This window comes from Kribbella sp. CCNWLW201, from assembly GCF_037203805.1.
Taxonomy (GTDB): Bacteria; Actinomycetota; Actinomycetes; order Propionibacteriales; family Kribbellaceae; genus Kribbella.
In genome coordinates, this window is sequence record NZ_JBBCBQ010000002.1 from 642,045 (window position 1) to 658,795 (window position 16,751).

The following is a 16,751-nucleotide window of genomic DNA, read 5'->3' on the forward strand; positions in this document are numbered from 1 at the left end:
CACCTCAAGCGGTGTCGGGCGAGTCCGACCTCCGGCGCCAGGACCGGATGGCGGTGACGGCACCGGCCGCGAGCACGCCCGCGGCGGCGGCCTGACCGACCTTGCGGCGGCAGCCGACGTTCCTGCAGTCCGGGATCGGGTACGGCTGGCCCGGATTCAGCTCATGCGTCTCGTCGGCCGACACGTACGCCGTCGTCGCCGGGAAATCCCATCCGTCCGGGTTCAGCAGCCGGTACCAGTACGCGTCCTCCCAGGCCTTCAGCCGGCAGGTCACGTTCACCGACGGTGACTCGAACGGCGTCGGCCCGAGCTGCCCGATCGGCAGATGATCCTGGTTGTAGACCGTGACATGCCCGTTCGGGTCATTCATCGTCACAGCCGGATAGTTCGCGTCCAGCCCCATGTGCATCCCCTCCCACACCGCAGTATGGGCGCGGACTCAGGAAGCGGCCAGACCTCGCAGCTTGAGGTCGACGACGGTCGGGGCGTCGGCCTGGGAGTGTTTGTCGCCGGCGGCAACCACCGTGGCGACCTCCTCGTCGATCTTGTCCAGCCGCTGGTCGATCTTGTCCAGCCGGCGCTGCATCAGGTCGACGAACTCGGCGTTCTCGACCACGCGGGCACTGGTGATCCGGGAGTACTCCTGGGCCACCTGGGCCCGTTCCTCGGAATGGGCCAGGCGTTCGACCAGGAGCTGGTGGCGGACCAGCAGAGACGCGCCGACGGCGACCAGTACGGCGACCACGGCGGCCGCACGCAGGATCCACTGGTTCTGCGAGAACAGGGCGATGGACACGCCCAGGCAGACGATCACCAGCAGAGAATTGGCGACGGCGAGAACTGTGGCCCTGGTTCGACGGCGGTTACCCCTTGAGCCCATGGACCGACATGTTAGGGGGTTTCGTCGGGGTCCTCGGGAATGCGACACGCACGTTCGAGCAACAATCCGGCCGTGACGACCAGCACAGAGACCACCGCCGCGGCACCGGCCATGATCACACGGTTGCGGGGCCCGGACGAGCTCACCGCTTCCAGGAAGGATAACGCGAACCCTGTGTAAACACCGGTGCACAACGCGCCGACGAAAGCGCTGGCCTTCCCGATCAGCAGCAGGAACACCGCGCGGGACGGCTCGACCCGTTCCCGCCGTACCTGGATCCGCTGGTGGGTGTTGCGGGCCGCGGCGAACAGCAGCGCGGCCAGGAACGCCCAGGCGACCAGCGTCAGCCAGGACACCGCGGGCGCGACCCCGCCGCCGGACTCGATCGCCGTGACCATGGTCAGGCCGACCGCCGCCCCGAGGACGGCGATCGCGACCAGCAGCCAGCGCGAGGTCGGCCGGACCGAGCCCGGGCGGGGCGGCTCTTTACCGGGCGCCCGGCCGGGCTCGGGACCGCCGGACACCACTACTGCAGCTCGACGTCGAGCTTGGTCACGTCGTCCGAGCCGACCTTGGCCAGCAGCTCGGCCACCGGACCGTGGCCGGGCAGCACCGCGTCCGGCTCGATGTCGAGCCAGGGCGCGAGCACGAACGCACGCTCGTGCGCCCGCGGGTGCGGCACGGTCAGCTCGTCGGACTCGATCGTCTTCTGGCCGTAGGTGATCAGGTCGACGTCCAGCGTCCGCGGCGCACCCGGCACGCTGCGCTCCCGGCCGAACGCCTGCTCGATCGCGTGGGCGCGGTCCAGCAGCATCTCGACCGGCAGCGTGCTGTCGGCGAGCAGCACGATGTTCAGGTACGGGCCGGACTCGGCCGGCCCACCGACCGGCTGCGTCTCGTAGACCGGCGAGACCTCGACCACCACGACGTCCGGGGTGTCCCGCAGCGCGTCGACCGCGCCCTGCAGGTTCGCCTCGCGGTCGCCGAGGTTGCTGCCGAGCGACAGGATCACCTGGCGGATCGGTTTGAGGCCACCGCTCAGGGTGTCCGCGTCGATGACGTGGGGACTTGGGGTCTCAGTCACGAGGATTCTCCGGCTCTGCGCTGCACGGTCAGGACAACGTCGTCGAACGGCACCGTGATCGGTGCCGAAGGTTTGTGGATGGTCACCGCGGTCGCTGTCACCCGCCGGTCGGCGAGGCACAGGTCGGCGATGCGCTGGGCGAGGGTCTCGATCAGGTCCACCGGGTCGCTCTCGATCGCCTGGTGCACCCGCTCGGCCACCACCCCGTAGTTCACGGTGTCGGCCAGGTCGTCGGAGGCCGCGGCGGGCCGGGTGTCCAGCTCCAGCCGGACGTCCACGACGAACTCCTGTCCGTCGGCCCGCTCGTGCTCGAACACTCCGTGCCGTCCGAACCCACGGATGCCCCGGATCTCGATCACGTCAGGAGGTGTCACGGGACCGCTCATTCCGCCTCCTCCTGTCGGCCCCCAGACGACAGTACCGGGGAGGCATGGTGAATCCACAACCGCCAGCCGGAGGAAGTTCTGCGGAAGACGTTCGTGGCCAGCGCTTTGCCCCCGGCGAATCCCTCCTCCGGGGCACCTTCTCCCGACGACAGGACATTCTCCGTACACGTGACGTATGCCACGTCTTCATCCACGCGTACCTGTACGTCGGTCAGGAAGAACTGGATGTACGGCGTATTGGCGAAGATCATCGCCCAGGCCCGCATCATCTCCGCGTACCCGTAGATCGCGGCGTTGCCCGGATGGATGCAGACCGGGTCCGGTTCGGGCAGCCAGACCGCCGCCATCAGGTCCAGGTCGCCGGCCTCGAACGCGTTGTAGAACGCGGTGTTGGCGTTCAGTACGACGTCCTCCACCGTGGCACCGCGCGCAGCACCCTCACCGTTGGTGCCCTGCCGCGGACCGCCGGGTCCGTCCGTCATACCGTTCCCCATCTCTTCGCCACCCGGACCGCATCAGCGCTGGGCGCCACCGCGTGGGCCCGGACACACCAGGCTCCCGCGGCGGCGGCCAGGGCGGAAACAGCCGCGCTCGCATCGTCTCGTCGTACGGCCGGTCTGGGTTCACCGGTCTGCTCGTCGGCGAGCAGCCTACCGAGGAACGCCTTCCGGGACGCACCGATCAGCAACGGTCTTTCCAGTACGGCGAATTCCCGCAACCGGCGCAGGATCTCCCAGTTGTGGTCCGCGTTCTTCGCGAAACCGAGTCCCGGGTCCAGTGCGACCCGGCCCAGATCGACGCCGGCCGCACGCATCGCCTCGACCCGCTCACCCAGTTCCGCGACCACTTCGGCGACCACGTCGTCGTACTCGGCCTTGTTCTGCATGTCGATCGAATGCCCGCGCCAATGCATGCAGACATACGGCGTACGACGTTCCGCCACCAGCGGAAGCATGTCGGGATCGGCCTGGCCGCCGGACACGTCGTTGATCATCACCGCGCCCGCGTCGAGGGCGAGGGCGGCGACTCCGGCGCGCATGGTGTCGACCGAGATCAACGCGCCGTCGGCCGCGAGCGCCTCGATCACCGGCAGCACCCGGCGGATCTCCTCCTCGGGCGCGGGCCGTTCAGCCCCGGGGCGGGTCGATTCGCCGCCGACGTCGAGCAGGTCGGCGCCTTCGGCCAGGAGTTCGCGCCCGTGCTTGATCGCCGCGGCCGGCTCGAACCACTCGCCACCGTCGGAGAACGAATCCGGCGTCACGTTGACGACACCCATCACGAGACACCGATCCACCACCGGCAGCCCGTCGACGTGACCCCAAGACTCAGTTCCCACCCAGACACCGTAGTAGCCCCCACCCCCGACGCGGAGGTCAGGTGCTCGGTTGCCCACCTGACCCGCCACCCCCTCCAGCCAAACCCATTTGAGGGGTCAACCCCTCAGTTGGTGGGTTTGGCCGCCGAATATTGGGTCCGCAACCCACAAGGAGAGGGGTTGACCCCTCAAATGGGCGCGGGGCGCGGGGCTGGCGGGTGGGGAGGCGGAGCGGGGTTAGTTGCTGAGGACGAGGCGGGATTTGGTGGCTTTGAGGGCTTCGGCGATGGGTTGCGCGTAGGACTCGTTGGTTTGGCCGTACTTCTCCAGGCACTGGCCGTTGATCAGCGCGGCCCCACTCGTGATGCCCTGGGCGTAGTTGCCGGTCATGTTCGCGCCGCCCGAGTCGCCGCCCTCCACACACGCGGTGTGCTGGAACAGCCCGCGGACGACCTTGTTGCTCCCGTAGTTCACGGTCACGTTCCGCGCGACGATCCGCCCGCAGGTCCAGCCGGTGCTCTTACCCGACTTGCACAGCGTCGACCCGATGGTGGCGTTCGCGATCCCCTTCACCGCGACGTTCCCGGCGCCCCAGCCCTCGACGTACCCCTGCTGGTCCCAGCCCTCGATCACACCGACCGTGCCGAAGTCGTTGCCCGGGAAACTCGACGTCCGGGTGTTGCCGAGGATGTACCCGTTCCGGGAGAACGAAGGCTTGCCGGCCGTGCAGTGCCCGGCGGTGAGGAAGATCCGGGTGCCCTTCGTGGTCCGCGCGTTGAACCCGAGCGAGCAGACGTACCCGGTGTTCTTGTCCACCTGGACCCCGCCGCGCAGCCCGAAGTCGTCGGCGGTGGTGGTCACCCGGCCGGACACGGTCCGGATCGTCACCTGGTCGCCGTTCGCCTTTGCCCGCTCGAGGAACCGCTCGGTGATGGGGTCGCGCGCGCCCTTCGGCACAGTGACGACCACGGTGCCCGAGATCGGGTCGACGTACCAGGACCGGACCTTGCCCGCGCTCGAACTGCTGGCGACGCGGTTCAGCTCGGCCTGTACGGCGTTCAGCTGGTCGGCCGTGAAGCGGACGAGCCTCGGGATCGCGCCGGCCTGGCGGACCAACTCGGCGGCTGCGAGGTCCGACACGGCGACCACCAGGTCACCGGCGTCGTCGTAGTAGCTGCCGACCGCCTTCGATCCGAGCTCCGACTCCAGCGCCTCGGCGACCAGCGGCGACTTCCCCGTCACCTGGTCGACCGGTGCCGCCTGAGTGGTCTTCCCGTCGCCGCGGGACTCGGCGTTGGCCCAGTTCGCCGCAACCAGCCCGGCTGCCGTCAGCACGACGACTCCGGCGAATGCGGCGCCGACCCGGTAACGCCCTGACATCCTGTCCTCCTCACGCCGGTGCTGGGTTCTCGTCGACCAAGCACCACTACGGAAAGTAAACGCTCAGCGACAGAATGTCCACAGACATCGGCTCTCAAACGTCAACGAACCGACCCCCACCGGAGCTACGGCCGGATCACCGACCGTGGACAGCAGGTGGTGGTTGAGCCCCGGAGCCACGGCCGGGCCGCGGACCGCGGACAGCAGGAGGCCGGTGGTCAGCCGACGATGAGGCTCATGGCTTCGGCTCGGGTGACCGGGTTGCGGAGCTGGCCGCGGACGGCGGAGGTGATGGTCTTGGCGCCGGGTTTGCGGACGCCGCGCATGGTCATGCACAGGTGCTCGCACTCGATCACCACGATCACGCCCCGCGGCTCCAGCAGCTCGAGCAGGGAGTCCGCCACCTGGGTGGTCAGGCGTTCCTGCACCTGCGGGCGCTTGGCGTACACGTCCACCAGCCGCGCGAGCTTCGACAGCCCGGTGATCCGGCCGTCCCGGCTCGGGATGTAGCCGACGTGTGCGACGCCGGTGAACGGCACCAGGTGGTGCTCACACAGGCTCCAGACCTCGATGTCCTTCACCAGGACCATCTCGTCATGACCGATGTCGAACGTGGTGGTGAGCACGTCCTCGGCGCTCTGACCCAGTCCGCCGGTCATCTCGGCGTACGAGCGCGCCACCCGGGCCGGGGTGTCCTTGAGCCCCTCGCGGTCGGGGTCCTCCCCGATCGCGATCAGCAGCTCCCGGACCGCCCGCTCCGCCCGCGCGTGGTCGAACTTCGGCGACGTCATCCGGCCACTGTAGGTCCTCGCACCGCAAAGCCCCCCGGACAACGTCGAACGCCGCCGCCCGGGTGGGCGACGGCGTTCGGCGAGTTTCAGTCCTTCGGCGACGGCGGGGTCGGGCCGCTGCCGTAGCTCGGCGGGTTGACGGCCTCGTCCGGGCCGACCGAGCCACCCGGCAGGACGTCCGACAGCGAACCGTTCTGCTCGCCGCGGGTCGGCACCGGCATCACCGGCGGCTGGTCCGACGGCACCCGGGTGGACGAACCGGTCCAGGCCGGCCGGCGCTCGCGCTTCTGCACCGGCGCGAAGACCCGGGCGATCTCGTGCTTGTCCAGGGTCTCCTTCTCCAGCAGCTCCTCGACCAGGTGGTCCAGCACCGCGCGGTTCTCGACCAGGATGTCGAAGGCCTCCTGGTGCGCGTTCAGGATCAGCTTGCCGACCTCCTCGTCGACCGCGGCCGCGATCTCCTCGGAGTAGTTCCGCTGGCTGCCGATGTCGCGGCCCAGGAACGGCTCACTGCTGTCCTGGCCGAACTTGATCGCGCCGAGCCGCTCGGTCATGCCGTACTGCGTGACCATCGCGCGGGCCAGTGCGGTCGCCTTCTCGATGTCGTTGCTGGCGCCGGTGGTCGGGTCGTGGAAGACCATCTCCTCGGCGGCGCGGCCGCCGAGCATGTAGGCGAGCTTGTCCAGCATCTCGGACCGGGTGGTCGAGTACTTGTCCTCGTCCGGCATCACCATCGTGTAGCCGAGCGCCCGGCCACGCGGCAGGATCGTCACCTTCTGGACCGGGTCGGAGTGCGGCAGCGCGGCGGCGACCAGGGCGTGCCCGCCCTCGTGGTACGCCGTCAGCACCTTCTCCTTGTCCGACATCAGCCGGCTGCGCCGCTGCGGACCGGCGATGACCCGGTCGATCGCCTCGTCCAGCCCGCGGTTGTCGATCACCTGCTGGTTGTTCCGCGCGGTCAGCAGGGCCGCCTCGTTCAGCACGTTGGCCAGGTCGGCACCGGTGAAGCCCGGGGTACGACGGGCGACGGCGGTCAGGTCCACGTCCGGCGCCATCGGCTTGCCGCGGGCGTGCACCTTCAGGATCTGCTCGCGGCCGGGCAGGTCCGGCGCGTCGACGGCGATCTGCCGGTCGAACCGGCCTGGCCGCAGCAGCGCCGGGTCGAGCACGTCGGGCCGGTTGGTGGCCGCGATCAAGATCACACCGCCGCGGACGTCGAAGCCGTCCATCTCGACCAGCAACTGGTTCAGGGTCTGCTCGCGCTCGTCGTGACCACCGCCGAGGCCCGCACCACGGTGCCGGCCGACGGCGTCGATCTCGTCGATGAACACGATCGCCGGAGCGTTCGTCTTGGCCTGCTCGAACAGGTCGCGGACCCGGGAGGCACCGACACCGACGAACATCTCGACGAAGTCCGAGCCGGAGATCGAGTAGAACGGCACACCGGCCTCACCGGCGACCGCACGGGCCAGCAGGGTCTTACCGGTACCGGGCTGGCCGTAGAGCAGCACGCCCTTCGGGATCTTCGCCCCGACCGCCTGGAACTTGCCCGGCTCCTGCAGGAACTCCTTGATCTCGCCGAGCTCCTCGATCGCCTCGTCACACCCGGCCACGTCCGCGAAGGTGGTCTTCGGGGTGTCCTTGGTGATCAGCTTGGCCTTCGACTTGGCGAAGCTCATCACCCGCGAGCCGCCGCCCTGCATCGAGTTCATCAAGAAGATGAAGACGACCGCGATCAGCAGGAACGGGATCAGGGTGGAGAACACCTGGCCGATGAAGCTCGGCTTCGGGTTCTCCACGTCGTACCGGTCGATCTTCTTGTCGTCGTACAGCTTCTGGATCGACTGGCCGAGGGTGTTGGCCTGGCCGTCGACCCAGTGCGCGCGCACCTTGGTGCCGTCGGTCTTCTCGACCCGGATCTCCTGGTCGGGGTCGATCAGCGTCACCGACTTGATCGTCTTGTCCGACGAGGTGGTGGCCTGCTGGATCAGTTGCACGACCTGGCCCGTGGGCTCGGTCTTGTAGCCGGTCGAGCCGGTCAGGAGCTGTCCGATCACCAGAACGCCCAGGAAGGCGACGACGATCCAGAACAGGGGTCCGCGGAAGATGCGCTTCACGTCCATGATCGAGGCCTACGCCCCGTCCCTCCTAGCTCGGCAGGCCCGGGTATGCGGGCTTGAGACGGTAACACCAGTCCAAGTGTCTCGTGCCGGGCAAGCGTGCCCATCACGAGGGTCACCGAAGGACGGTAAGAGCCAGTTGTACAGGCTGTCACCAAGTCTGCCCCGGGTACGGCGCGCAAGCACCCCTCCGGCCGGAATTGGCCCGGCCGGTCAGCCTCCGGGTTGCCCGGACGTGCCTCAGGAGTACACGTGCGGTGCGAGCGTGGCGACGCAGCGCAGGTTCCGGTACTTCTCCGCGTAGTCGAGCCCGTATCCGACGACGAACTCGTCCGGCAGTTCCAGGCCGACGTACTTCACCGGGACCGCCATCTTGGCCGCGTCCGGCTTCACGAACGCCGTGCACAGCTCCAGCGAGGCGGGTTTGCGCGACTCCAGGTTGCTGACCAGCCAGCTCAGCGTCAGCCCGGTGTCGATGATGTCCTCGACGATCAGCACGTGCCGGTTGGTGATGTCGGTGTCCAGGTCCTTCTGGATCCGGACCACACCCGACGACTTGGTCCCCGACCCGTACGACGAGATGGCCATCCAGTCCATCTCGATGTGCCGGCTGAACGACCGGGCCAGGTCGGCCATCACCATCACCGCGCCGCGCAGGACGCCGACGAGGAGGAGGTCCTTGCCTTCGTAGTCCTGCTCGATCCGGCCGGCCAGCTCCCGCAGCTTCGCCAGGATCTGGTCCTCGGTGTAATGGATCTTGCTCAGGTCCTTCTCGATGTCCGACGCATCCACGCGATCAGCCTGTCACACCTTCGCCCAGGACGATGAATCCACCCCGCCGGGCCGCCCGAACCCCCTGCGGCAGGTCGATCCATCGCTGGCCGCGCCAAGCGGTCACGAGTGCGTCGACGGCCGCGATGTGCCCGGCCGTGAGGTCCGTGGCGCGGCACCCGGCTTCCAGTGCGGCCTGCCGCAGCACTCTGGTCCGTACGGCGTCCGGCTCGGCCGCCAGTGTGGCGACGTCACAGTGCACTTCACTGTCAGTACGACGTACTGCGGTCTCAGCGAGGTCAGCCGCCAGCATGTCGAGCGCATCAGCGTCAGCCCGGAGCAGTCCCGCCGTACGGGCCAGCGCTTCAACCACACCGGGCCCGAGCGCCTCCTCAAGCACCGGGAGCACCTCATGTCGCACCCGGACCCGGGTGTACTGCGGGTCGTCGTTGTGCGGATCGTGCCAGGGCCGCAGCCCCGATGCCACGCAAGCGGCGGCCGTGGTGGCGCGTGGCAGCTCGAGGAACGGTCGACGAAGCTGTCCGGCGACAGCAGCCATCCCAGCGAGCGATCGGGCGCCTGAGCCACGGGCAAGCCCCAGCAATACAGTCTCGGCCTGGTCGTCACGAGTGTGAGCCAGCAGTACGACGTCCGCTCCGAACTCGTCGGCCGCGTCGCGCAGAGCGTCGTACCGGGCTGTCCGAGCGGCCCCCTCCGGCCCGCCCTCGCTACCGACCTCCACTGGCCGCACCTGCACCGGGTCGAGCCCCAGCGACCGGCACTGCCCGGCCGCGATCTCCGCGGTCTGGGTGGAGTCAGCCTGGAGTCCGTGGTCGACGATGATCGCACCGGCGCGCAGCTTGAGCTTCGGCGCCTCGAACGCGGTCGCGGCCGCCAGGGCCAGCGAGTCCGTGCCGCCTGAACACGCGACCAGGACGGTCGTGCCCTCGGGCAGCTCGGACAGCGTGCTGCGCACTGCCTCCCGGGTGCGCGCCACGGCGGGGTGCAGCTTCCCCCGCCGGTGTTCGACCAGTTCCTCAGTCGCCCACCGGGACGGAGGCTCAGCCGTGGAGTCGGGCGACCCAGGCATCGGGGTTCGCGATCTCGTGCTTGGTGGGCAGGGTATTCGGCCCGGTCCACACCCGGTTGAAGCCGTCCATGCCGACCCGCTCGACCACTCGGCGGACGAACGCGGCACCGTCCTTGTACTGCCGCATCTTGGCGTCCAGGCCGAGCAGGCGCTTCAGCAACTGGTCCACCGGGTTGCCACTCTGCCGGCGCGACGTGAACTTGGCCCGGATGGTGTCCACGGTCGGGATCACCGACGGCCCGACCCCGTCCATCACGAAGTCGGCGTGCCCCTCCAGCAACGACATGACCGCCGTCAGCCGGTCCAGCACCGCCCGCTGCTCAGGCGACTGCATCAGGTCGACCAGACTCAGCTCGGCCTCACCCCGCACCGACCGGCCCAGCCGCTGCACAGCCTCCCGGAACATCGCCGCGTACGCCGACGCGTCCAGCTCGGCCTGGTCGAGGAACAGCGCGATCTCCGACCGCAGGTGGTCCCGCAACCACGGCACCGCTGTGAACTGGACCCGGTGCGTCTCCTCGTGCAGGCACACCCACAACCTGAAGTCCCGCGGTACGACGCCCAGCTCGGTCTCCACGTGCATCACGTTGGGCGCGACCAGCAGGAGCCGGCCGGTCAGGCCAGGACGGTCCGGATCCGGCTCGGACGGGTAGAACGGGTCGAACTGACCCAGCACCCGAGAGGACAGGAACGCCAGCAGCGCACCCGCCTCGATGCCTGTCACCCGGGAGCCGACTGCGGACGACAGACCGCCGGTCCGCTCGGCCTTCTCACGCAACTTGTCCGCCAGCGGCTGCAGGACGGTCCGGAAGCCGTCCGCGTTCGCCTGCACCCAGCCGGGCCGGTCCACGATCACCACCGGCGCGGTGGCCGAGGTGGCCTGCAGCCCGGTGAAATCCCGCACATGATGCTCGGAGTCGGCCGCGAACTGGCGTAGCTCGGCGACCACCTGATCCGCCTCAGCGCGGCTGACCGCCGGGCCGGGCCGGAGCAGCTTCCGCGCCACTCCCGTCGCCAGCTGCCAGTCGACCATCTCCACCGTTGCTGGACCTTCCGCCGTACTCATCCACGTCCTCGCTTCGCTCCGGGCGCGGATGAGGCACAAGGCACACTGCGCTCGATGATGAACTCGCTCCGCTCGTTCATATGTCGACCCTAGTCGTATGTCCCAACAAGCGCCTGCTGATCAGACCGCGCAGCCACAATTGGCCAGCGCTGCCGCGGCCCGGTCGAGGGCTGCCCGGGCGGCCAGCGTCTTCGGAACCGGCACGCTGTCAGTCGCTACCGCGAACACCAAGAGCGTGCCAGTACGGTCCCGGACCAGACCGGCCAAGCTGTGGACCCCAGTCAGCGTGCCGGTCTTCGCACGGACCAGTCCGGTACCCGAACCCGCTCCAGGCCCGGCGAACCGATCCTCGAGGCTGCCGGTGAACCCAGCAACCGGCAGCCCAGTCAGCAGGTGCCGCAGCTCAGGGTGGTCCTCGGACGCGGCCACCCGGACAGCTCCGGCCAGCACCTCCAGCGGGACGTGGTTGCTGCGCGCCAGGCCGCTGCCATCGAAGATCTGCGCCTTGCTGACATCCAGACCGAGCTTGGTGAGCGTCGCCTTCACTCCCTTGACCCCACCGGCGTAAGAGCCGCCGTTCTTGGTCGCCAAGCCGACATGCCGCAGCAGAACCTCTGCACCGTCGTTGTCGCTGTGCAGGTTCACGTACTCGACGATCTCGCCGACACTGGGCGACGCCACCTGCGCGACAGCCTTGGCGCCAGCGGGCGCGACAACAGGCTTCGACGTGCCTGCCACCTTGATCCCTGCAGCCTTCAGCTGCGTCGCGAACGCGGTGGCCGCGGCCTGCGCCGGGGAGCTGGCCCGCTTGGCCATCCCCGGGCTCACGCGTCCCTCATTCACCCACAGAGCGGACGTCGGCGCCGCGATGCCCTCGGGAACGTACTTCGACTCCCACTTCGCATTGATTGCCGGTCCGGTGAACAGCGAAGCGTCGTACCCGAGAGTGACGCTACTGATGCCCTGCGCTTTCAGTGCCTTCGCCGTACTGGCTGCAAGGTCCTGCAGGGAGGCCCGCGTCGGGTAGTCGCTCGGATCGGTCTGGCGCTTGATGGTGAGCAGGGGGTCTCCGCCACCGACCAGGACGAGTGAGCCGTTCGCAGCGCTGACCACCTTCGTGGTGAACGTGTGGTCCGCTCCGAGCGTCTCCAACGCCGACACCGTCGTCAGCAACTTCAGAGTCGACGCGGGCACGTACGGCGTAGTCGCACCGACCGAGAACACCGGCTTGTCGCGTGAGGCGTCGTACACATAGATGCCCCGGTGCGTGCCGAGTGCCGGGTCCTTGAGGATCGGCGCCAGCACCTTCTGTACGCCGGCCGCCGTCGGCGCGACGCCCTCCGCCTTCGCCGGGGCCAGCACCGCCGGCGCCTGGACCTGTGCGGTCTGACGGGATCCGGGTACGGCGTCGGCCCCGCTCGCCGGGCTCACGCAGAGCGCTGTGGCGAGCAGCGTGACGAACACCGCACGAGGAGGACGGGCCACCGGGCTGCTCCTGTCATTTGGTCGGTCGGAACCGTGACAGTATCTGCCGTATGGAGTTCGACGTCTTCATCGAGATCCCCAAGGGCACCCGCAACAAGTACGAGCTGGACCACAAGACGGGCCGGCTCCGGCTGGACCGGACCCTCTTCACGGCCACCCAGTACCCGTCCGACTACGGGTTCATCGAGGACACCCTCGGCCAGGACGGCGACCCGCTGGACGCGCTCGTGCTGCTGACCGAGCCGACGTTCCCCGGCTGCCTGATCCGCGCCCGCGCGATCGGCATGTTCCGGATGACCGACGAGAAGGGGCCGGACGACAAGGTCCTCTGCGTCCCGGCCGGTGACCCGCGTCAGGAGCACCTGCGCGACATCCACCACGTGCCGGAGTTCGACCGCCTCGAGATCCAGCACTTCTTCGAGGTCTACAAGGACCTCGAGCCGGGCAAGTCGGTCGAAGGCGCCACCTGGGTCGGCCGGACCGACGCCGAGACCGAGATCAGCGCCTCGTTCGAACGCCTGAAGACCGAAGGCCACTGACCCCGACGGCTACCAGCCGACGAGTGAGTACGGCGCGTTCGTCGCCGCGTTGCCCGGGCCGTCGGCAGTCGACGGCGTGCTCGGGACACTCGGCTCCGGCGGCACCTCCGCGGCCCTGACCGTACGCCGGCCTGCCGGGCGGACCCGGGACATCGCGGACGCGATCATCGCCTTGCCGCGCATTGCTTTCATCACAGGCACCGTTCTCCAAGAAGACCTTGTTGCCGGAGGCAAGTGACTTACGGACGGCCGAAGAAGTCCGGCGGCTCCCAGTAGTACACGCTGTCGATCTGCACCGGCTTGCCGGTGCGCGGCGCGTGCACCATCCGCCCGTCGCCCAGGTACATGGCCACGTGGTGGATCGTGCCCGGGTCGTCCGGATCCGTCGACCAGAAGATCAGGTCGCCGGGCCGCAGCTCGTCCTCGTCGATGTGCCGGACCTGCTCGTACTGCGCGACGCTGTAGTGCGGCAAGTACACGCCGGCCTTCGCCCAAGCACCCTGGGTCAGGCCAGAGCAGTCCCACCGGGACGGGCCCGTCCCGCCCCACAGATACATGTCGCCGAGCTGGGCCAGCGCGAAGTCGATCGCGGCGCCGGCACCCTTCCGGGAGGAGGGGCGGTCGTCGTCCCTCGGCCGGTCCGGCTGCTTCCTCGGCGGCGTCTTCCCGGGGTTCTTGTTCTGTTCCTCCCGCCGCTCCCGCTCCTCGCGAGCCTTCTCGGCCGCCTCCCGGGCCCGCTCGGCGGCCTCCCGGGCGGCGATCCGGCGGCGCAGCTCGGCCGCCTTCTTCGCGGCGATGGCGGCGGCTCGCTGGCGCGCAAGCTCCTCGAGTCCCCGCTGCCGCTGGGTGGCCACCTGGATCGACGTGTTCTGCAGGACGGCGAGCTGGGTGATCGCCTGCTTGCGCTGGACGCTCATCGCCGTGACCGCCGACGCCTGCGCCTGCTCCGCGGCCTCGGCCGCCTTCTTGGCCTTGGCCGCCTCGTCGGTCGCCTGCTTCACCTTGGTGACGGCCTGGTCGGCCTGCACCTTGAACAGGTTCGTCATCACCTGCGTCGCGGTGTAGCGCAGGTACGAACCCTGCATCGCGGCCGACACCGAACGCGCCGCACCAGCCGAGTCGAGCAGCTCCTGCGGACCGTCAGCGGTGAACAGCGGCGCGAGTTTCGCCACATCCCCACCACCCTGGTACGACGCCGCCGCGAACCGACCGATCTGCTGTCGCTGGGTCGCCAGCGTCTTCTGTGCCTTCGCCGCCCGGGCCGCCGCCAGTGCCGCGTCGGTCTTCGCCAACTGCAGCCGGTAGACCGCGCCGTTGTACGCCTCGTCGGCGATCCCTGACGCGACGCCGAGCTGCTCCAGCCGCGCGTTCGCGGCGGCCAACTGGTTCTCGATCGCGGTCACCTGGACCGCCTTCGCGCCGGCGGCCTGCTTGGCCCGCTCCACCGCGGCTTTGGACGGAATGACCGGCGGCTTCGGCTCGGCCTGCGCCGGGACGGGGATCACGGCCATCGAGCCGGCCAGACAGACCGCAAGCACCCCGGAGAGCAGCGCCCTGCCGGTCTTCCCAGTGCCCGCGACCCGCCGACCGGACCTGGCCCTCGAGGGCGTCCGCATCGGAGTCGTTCCTTCCGCCGGTCACGAACCCCTTCCCCAGGGTTCGTGAACTTTTGGTCCTCGTGGACCTCATACGCGACACTAGTTGCTTGCAGCCCCAATGGGAACACCTTTCACACAAGTAACTTTGTTTCACCTGCGTGTCGGCTTGACAAACTACAAGCTTGTAATTCCGAACGGGCTGTCACTGCGAGCACACAGAACGGCGCCCGTCCAGCCTGAGCCGGAGGGCGCCGTCAGCGTGGTGGTGTGATCAGCGAAGGACGTACGACCCAACGACCGGCAGGTGGTCGGAGGCCAAGCTCACCGGCACCGACGCCTTGGTGGGCTTCAGCTGCGGGCTGTGCAGCAGGTAGTCGATCCGTGCGGTCGGGTTCTCCGCACCGCTGGTGTAGCCGGGTCCGACGCCGACCTCTAGCCAGGTGTCGTCGAGCACAGCGGTCATGGTCTTGATCTCCGGCGCGTCCGGGCGCGCGTTCAGATCACCGACCAGCATCGTCGGCGTCATCGAGGAGCCCAGGAGCGAGACCACCTTCTGCGCCTGCTCCAGCCGCTCGGCGTTGTTGTTGTGCGTCAGGTGCGTGTTCGCGAACCGCAGGTCCACCCCGCGCACCTTGAGCGTCGCCACCGCCAGCCCGCGCTGCTCACCCGTTGGGTACTTCGGCAGCAGGGTGTTGGTGAAGTCCTTGACCGGGTAGCGCGACAGGATCGCCGTACCGTACTGGCGGCGCGGCTCGCCCGGGTTCAACGGCGGCAGGTCGAGGTTGGCGGCGTACCCGTAGTGCATCTTCAACCGCTTGGCGAACCAGGCCGGCTGGTCGACCCAGTTGCTCCGCGCACTCCAGTGCCGGTCCACCTCCTGCAGCCCGACCACGTCCGCCCCGGACTCCTCGATCAGTACGGCGATCCGCTCCAGATCGAGTACGCCGTCGACGCCGGCACCGTGGTGGATGTTGTAGGTCATCACGGTCAGCGGACGACCCGGTCGATCAGCCGTGGCCGCGGGCTCGGCGGCGGCCGCAGTAGGTAAGAGCATCAGCAATCCCGCAATAGTCCCCAGCACCAGTTTGCGCATGCCCTCATCCTGTCGGGAGATCGGCGACACCCGCAGAACCTGCGGGTGTCGCCCACCTGAACATCAGCGTGTCAGCCGAGCGACCGCGCCCTTGGCACCGGAAGCCCAGCAACCAGCGTTGACCCCGTGCCCGGCGCACTCGACGCTGTCGAAGCTGCCGTCGTAGAACTGCGTCCAGCTGCGCCCGCCGTCGTAGCTCACATCGCTGCCCGACGGGCCCACCGCGATCACGGTAGCGGGCGAGTTCGGGACGAACGCGGAACCACTCCGATACCCCTTCGGCGCCTTGTCCGCCGGGACCAGCTCCCAGCTGCGACCGCCGTCGTACGTGACCGACGCCGCCTTCACCGCCTCGGTCGGCTTGAGGAAGTCGCCGCCGACCGCAACCCCGAACAGCGGGCCGCGGAACGCCAGGCTGAAGATTCCGGCCGCCTCACCACTGGCCATCGGCGAGTCCGCGACCGTCCAGTGTTTGCCTCCGTCAACGGTCCGGAACACCCGCGGCCGATCCCCGCCGCCGGTCGCGAACCACGCCGTACGGCCAGGCCCGGCGACCAGGCAGGTGCCGCTGGCCGCGAACGCGAACTCACCGGGCAGCGCGGCCGGCATACCCGCCGTGGGCTGCACCTTCCACGACCTGCCACCGTCCGCCGTTGCCAGGATCCGGAACTTCCCGTCCACCGGATCGCTCAACGCCAGCCCACGCTTGTTGTCGAAGAAATCGAAGCAGTCGTAGAACGCGTTCGCGTCGGTGTTCCGGAACATCTCGGTCCAGGACTTGCCGCCGTCCTCGGTCCGGTAGACCCGTGAGTCCTCGCCGTTCCCGATCGACAGCACCACCGCACGCTTCGCGTCGAACGCCTCGACATCACGGAACTGCACCGTCTCGGCCCCAGCCGGGCTGACGTTCTGCCAGCTCTTCCCACCGTCGACAGTCCGCAACACCTGCCCGCCCGACCCGCCGACCCACGCGACGTCCTTGTTCACCGCAGCCAGCCCGCGGAACTGCGCCGTACTCCCGGTCGGCGTCAGTTCCCACTTGTACGACGGCCGGCCGCTCGCCTGGGCGGGGACGAGCTGAGACATCAACAGCAGACCTCCTGCCGCAACAGCGGCCACACGCAGGATTCTCATGCCGGGCAACCTAACCCAT

General features: G+C 68.9%; 19 protein-coding genes. 1 reads left to right on the top strand and 18 read right to left on the bottom strand.

What is annotated here, in order from left to right:
* Positions 1–4: 4 nt before the first annotated feature.
* From V9K99_RS12845 to dacB, 14 genes are all read right to left on the bottom strand, one after another.
* On the bottom strand, positions 5–376 hold the full coding sequence (locus V9K99_RS12845) for a hypothetical protein (protein ID WP_337336390.1): 372 nt from the start codon (positions 374–376) through the stop codon (positions 5–7).
* A gap of 63 nt (positions 377–439) precedes the next feature.
* Positions 440–880, bottom strand: coding sequence for a hypothetical protein (locus V9K99_RS12850; RefSeq protein WP_337001953.1), 441 nt, complete (start codon positions 878–880; stop codon positions 440–442).
* A gap of 11 nt (positions 881–891) precedes the next feature.
* Entirely contained in the window at positions 892–1,404 is a 513-nt protein-coding gene (locus tag V9K99_RS12855; protein ID WP_337001951.1) for a DUF3180 domain-containing protein, read from the bottom strand.
* Positions 1,405–1,406: 2 nt separating this feature from the next.
* The gene (gene folK, locus V9K99_RS12860) at positions 1,407–1,964 is read right to left on the bottom strand and encodes a 2-amino-4-hydroxy-6-hydroxymethyldihydropteridine diphosphokinase (RefSeq protein ID WP_337001949.1); all 558 of its coding nucleotides are present in this window, start codon (positions 1,962–1,964) and stop codon (positions 1,407–1,409) included.
* Positions 1,961–2,350, bottom strand: a complete 390-nt coding sequence (folB, locus tag V9K99_RS12865) for a dihydroneopterin aldolase (protein WP_337001947.1) — start codon at positions 2,348–2,350, stop codon at positions 1,961–1,963. The genes folK and folB overlap by 4 nt, the downstream gene beginning before the upstream one ends.
* Positions 2,347–2,832: a nuclear transport factor 2 family protein gene (locus V9K99_RS12870; protein ID WP_337001945.1), complete on the bottom strand. Its 486-nt coding sequence runs from the start codon at positions 2,830–2,832 to the stop codon at positions 2,347–2,349. The genes folB and V9K99_RS12870 overlap by 4 nt, the downstream gene beginning before the upstream one ends.
* The gene (gene folP, locus V9K99_RS12875; RefSeq protein WP_337002323.1) at positions 2,829–3,626 is read right to left on the bottom strand and encodes a dihydropteroate synthase; all 798 of its coding nucleotides are present in this window, start codon (positions 3,624–3,626) and stop codon (positions 2,829–2,831) included. Before folP ends, V9K99_RS12870 begins: the two co-directional genes overlap by 4 nt.
* A gap of 276 nt (positions 3,627–3,902) precedes the next feature.
* Complete coding sequence (locus V9K99_RS12880) at positions 3,903–5,045, bottom strand: S1 family peptidase (RefSeq protein WP_337001943.1); 1,143 nt, start codon at positions 5,043–5,045, stop codon at positions 3,903–3,905.
* A gap of 218 nt (positions 5,046–5,263) precedes the next feature.
* Positions 5,264–5,836, bottom strand: coding sequence for a GTP cyclohydrolase I FolE (gene folE, locus V9K99_RS12885; protein ID WP_337001941.1), 573 nt, complete (start codon positions 5,834–5,836; stop codon positions 5,264–5,266).
* An 86-nt stretch (positions 5,837–5,922) separates the two neighbouring features.
* Positions 5,923–7,959 (bottom strand): ATP-dependent zinc metalloprotease FtsH, encoded by a 2,037-nt coding sequence (gene ftsH / locus V9K99_RS12890; protein WP_337001939.1) that lies wholly within the window; start codon positions 7,957–7,959, stop codon positions 5,923–5,925.
* A gap of 237 nt (positions 7,960–8,196) precedes the next feature.
* Complete coding sequence (hpt, locus tag V9K99_RS12895) at positions 8,197–8,748, bottom strand: hypoxanthine phosphoribosyltransferase (protein WP_337001937.1); 552 nt, start codon at positions 8,746–8,748, stop codon at positions 8,197–8,199.
* Between the two features lie 4 nt (positions 8,749–8,752).
* On the bottom strand, positions 8,753–9,724 hold the full coding sequence (tilS, locus tag V9K99_RS12900; RefSeq protein ID WP_337001935.1) for a tRNA lysidine(34) synthetase TilS: 972 nt from the start codon (positions 9,722–9,724) through the stop codon (positions 8,753–8,755).
* A gap of 64 nt (positions 9,725–9,788) precedes the next feature.
* Complete coding sequence (locus tag V9K99_RS12905) at positions 9,789–10,883, bottom strand: zinc-dependent metalloprotease (RefSeq protein ID WP_337001933.1); 1,095 nt, start codon at positions 10,881–10,883, stop codon at positions 9,789–9,791.
* Positions 10,884–11,003: 120 nt separating this feature from the next.
* Entirely contained in the window at positions 11,004–12,368 is a 1,365-nt protein-coding gene (gene dacB, locus V9K99_RS12910; protein WP_337001931.1) for a D-alanyl-D-alanine carboxypeptidase/D-alanyl-D-alanine endopeptidase, read from the bottom strand.
* 50 nt (positions 12,369–12,418) lie between these two features.
* Between dacB and V9K99_RS12915 the strand changes: the two genes are divergently transcribed.
* Positions 12,419–12,907, top strand: coding sequence for an inorganic diphosphatase (locus V9K99_RS12915; RefSeq protein ID WP_337001929.1), 489 nt, complete (start codon positions 12,419–12,421; stop codon positions 12,905–12,907).
* Positions 12,908–12,916: 9 nt separating this feature from the next.
* Here V9K99_RS12915 and V9K99_RS12920 read toward each other — a convergent pair whose 3' ends face one another.
* From V9K99_RS12920 to V9K99_RS12935, 4 genes are all read right to left on the bottom strand, one after another.
* On the bottom strand, positions 12,917–13,099 hold the full coding sequence (locus V9K99_RS12920) for a hypothetical protein (RefSeq protein ID WP_337001927.1): 183 nt from the start codon (positions 13,097–13,099) through the stop codon (positions 12,917–12,919).
* A gap of 47 nt (positions 13,100–13,146) precedes the next feature.
* Complete coding sequence (locus V9K99_RS12925) at positions 13,147–14,523, bottom strand: C40 family peptidase (protein WP_337001925.1); 1,377 nt, start codon at positions 14,521–14,523, stop codon at positions 13,147–13,149.
* 253 nt (positions 14,524–14,776) lie between these two features.
* Positions 14,777–15,598 (bottom strand): endonuclease/exonuclease/phosphatase family protein, encoded by an 822-nt coding sequence (locus V9K99_RS12930; protein ID WP_337001923.1) that lies wholly within the window; start codon positions 15,596–15,598, stop codon positions 14,777–14,779.
* 63 nt (positions 15,599–15,661) lie between these two features.
* On the bottom strand, positions 15,662–16,732 hold the full coding sequence (locus tag V9K99_RS12935; RefSeq protein WP_337001921.1) for a WD40/YVTN/BNR-like repeat-containing protein: 1,071 nt from the start codon (positions 16,730–16,732) through the stop codon (positions 15,662–15,664).
* Positions 16,733–16,751: the final 19 nt, after the last annotated feature.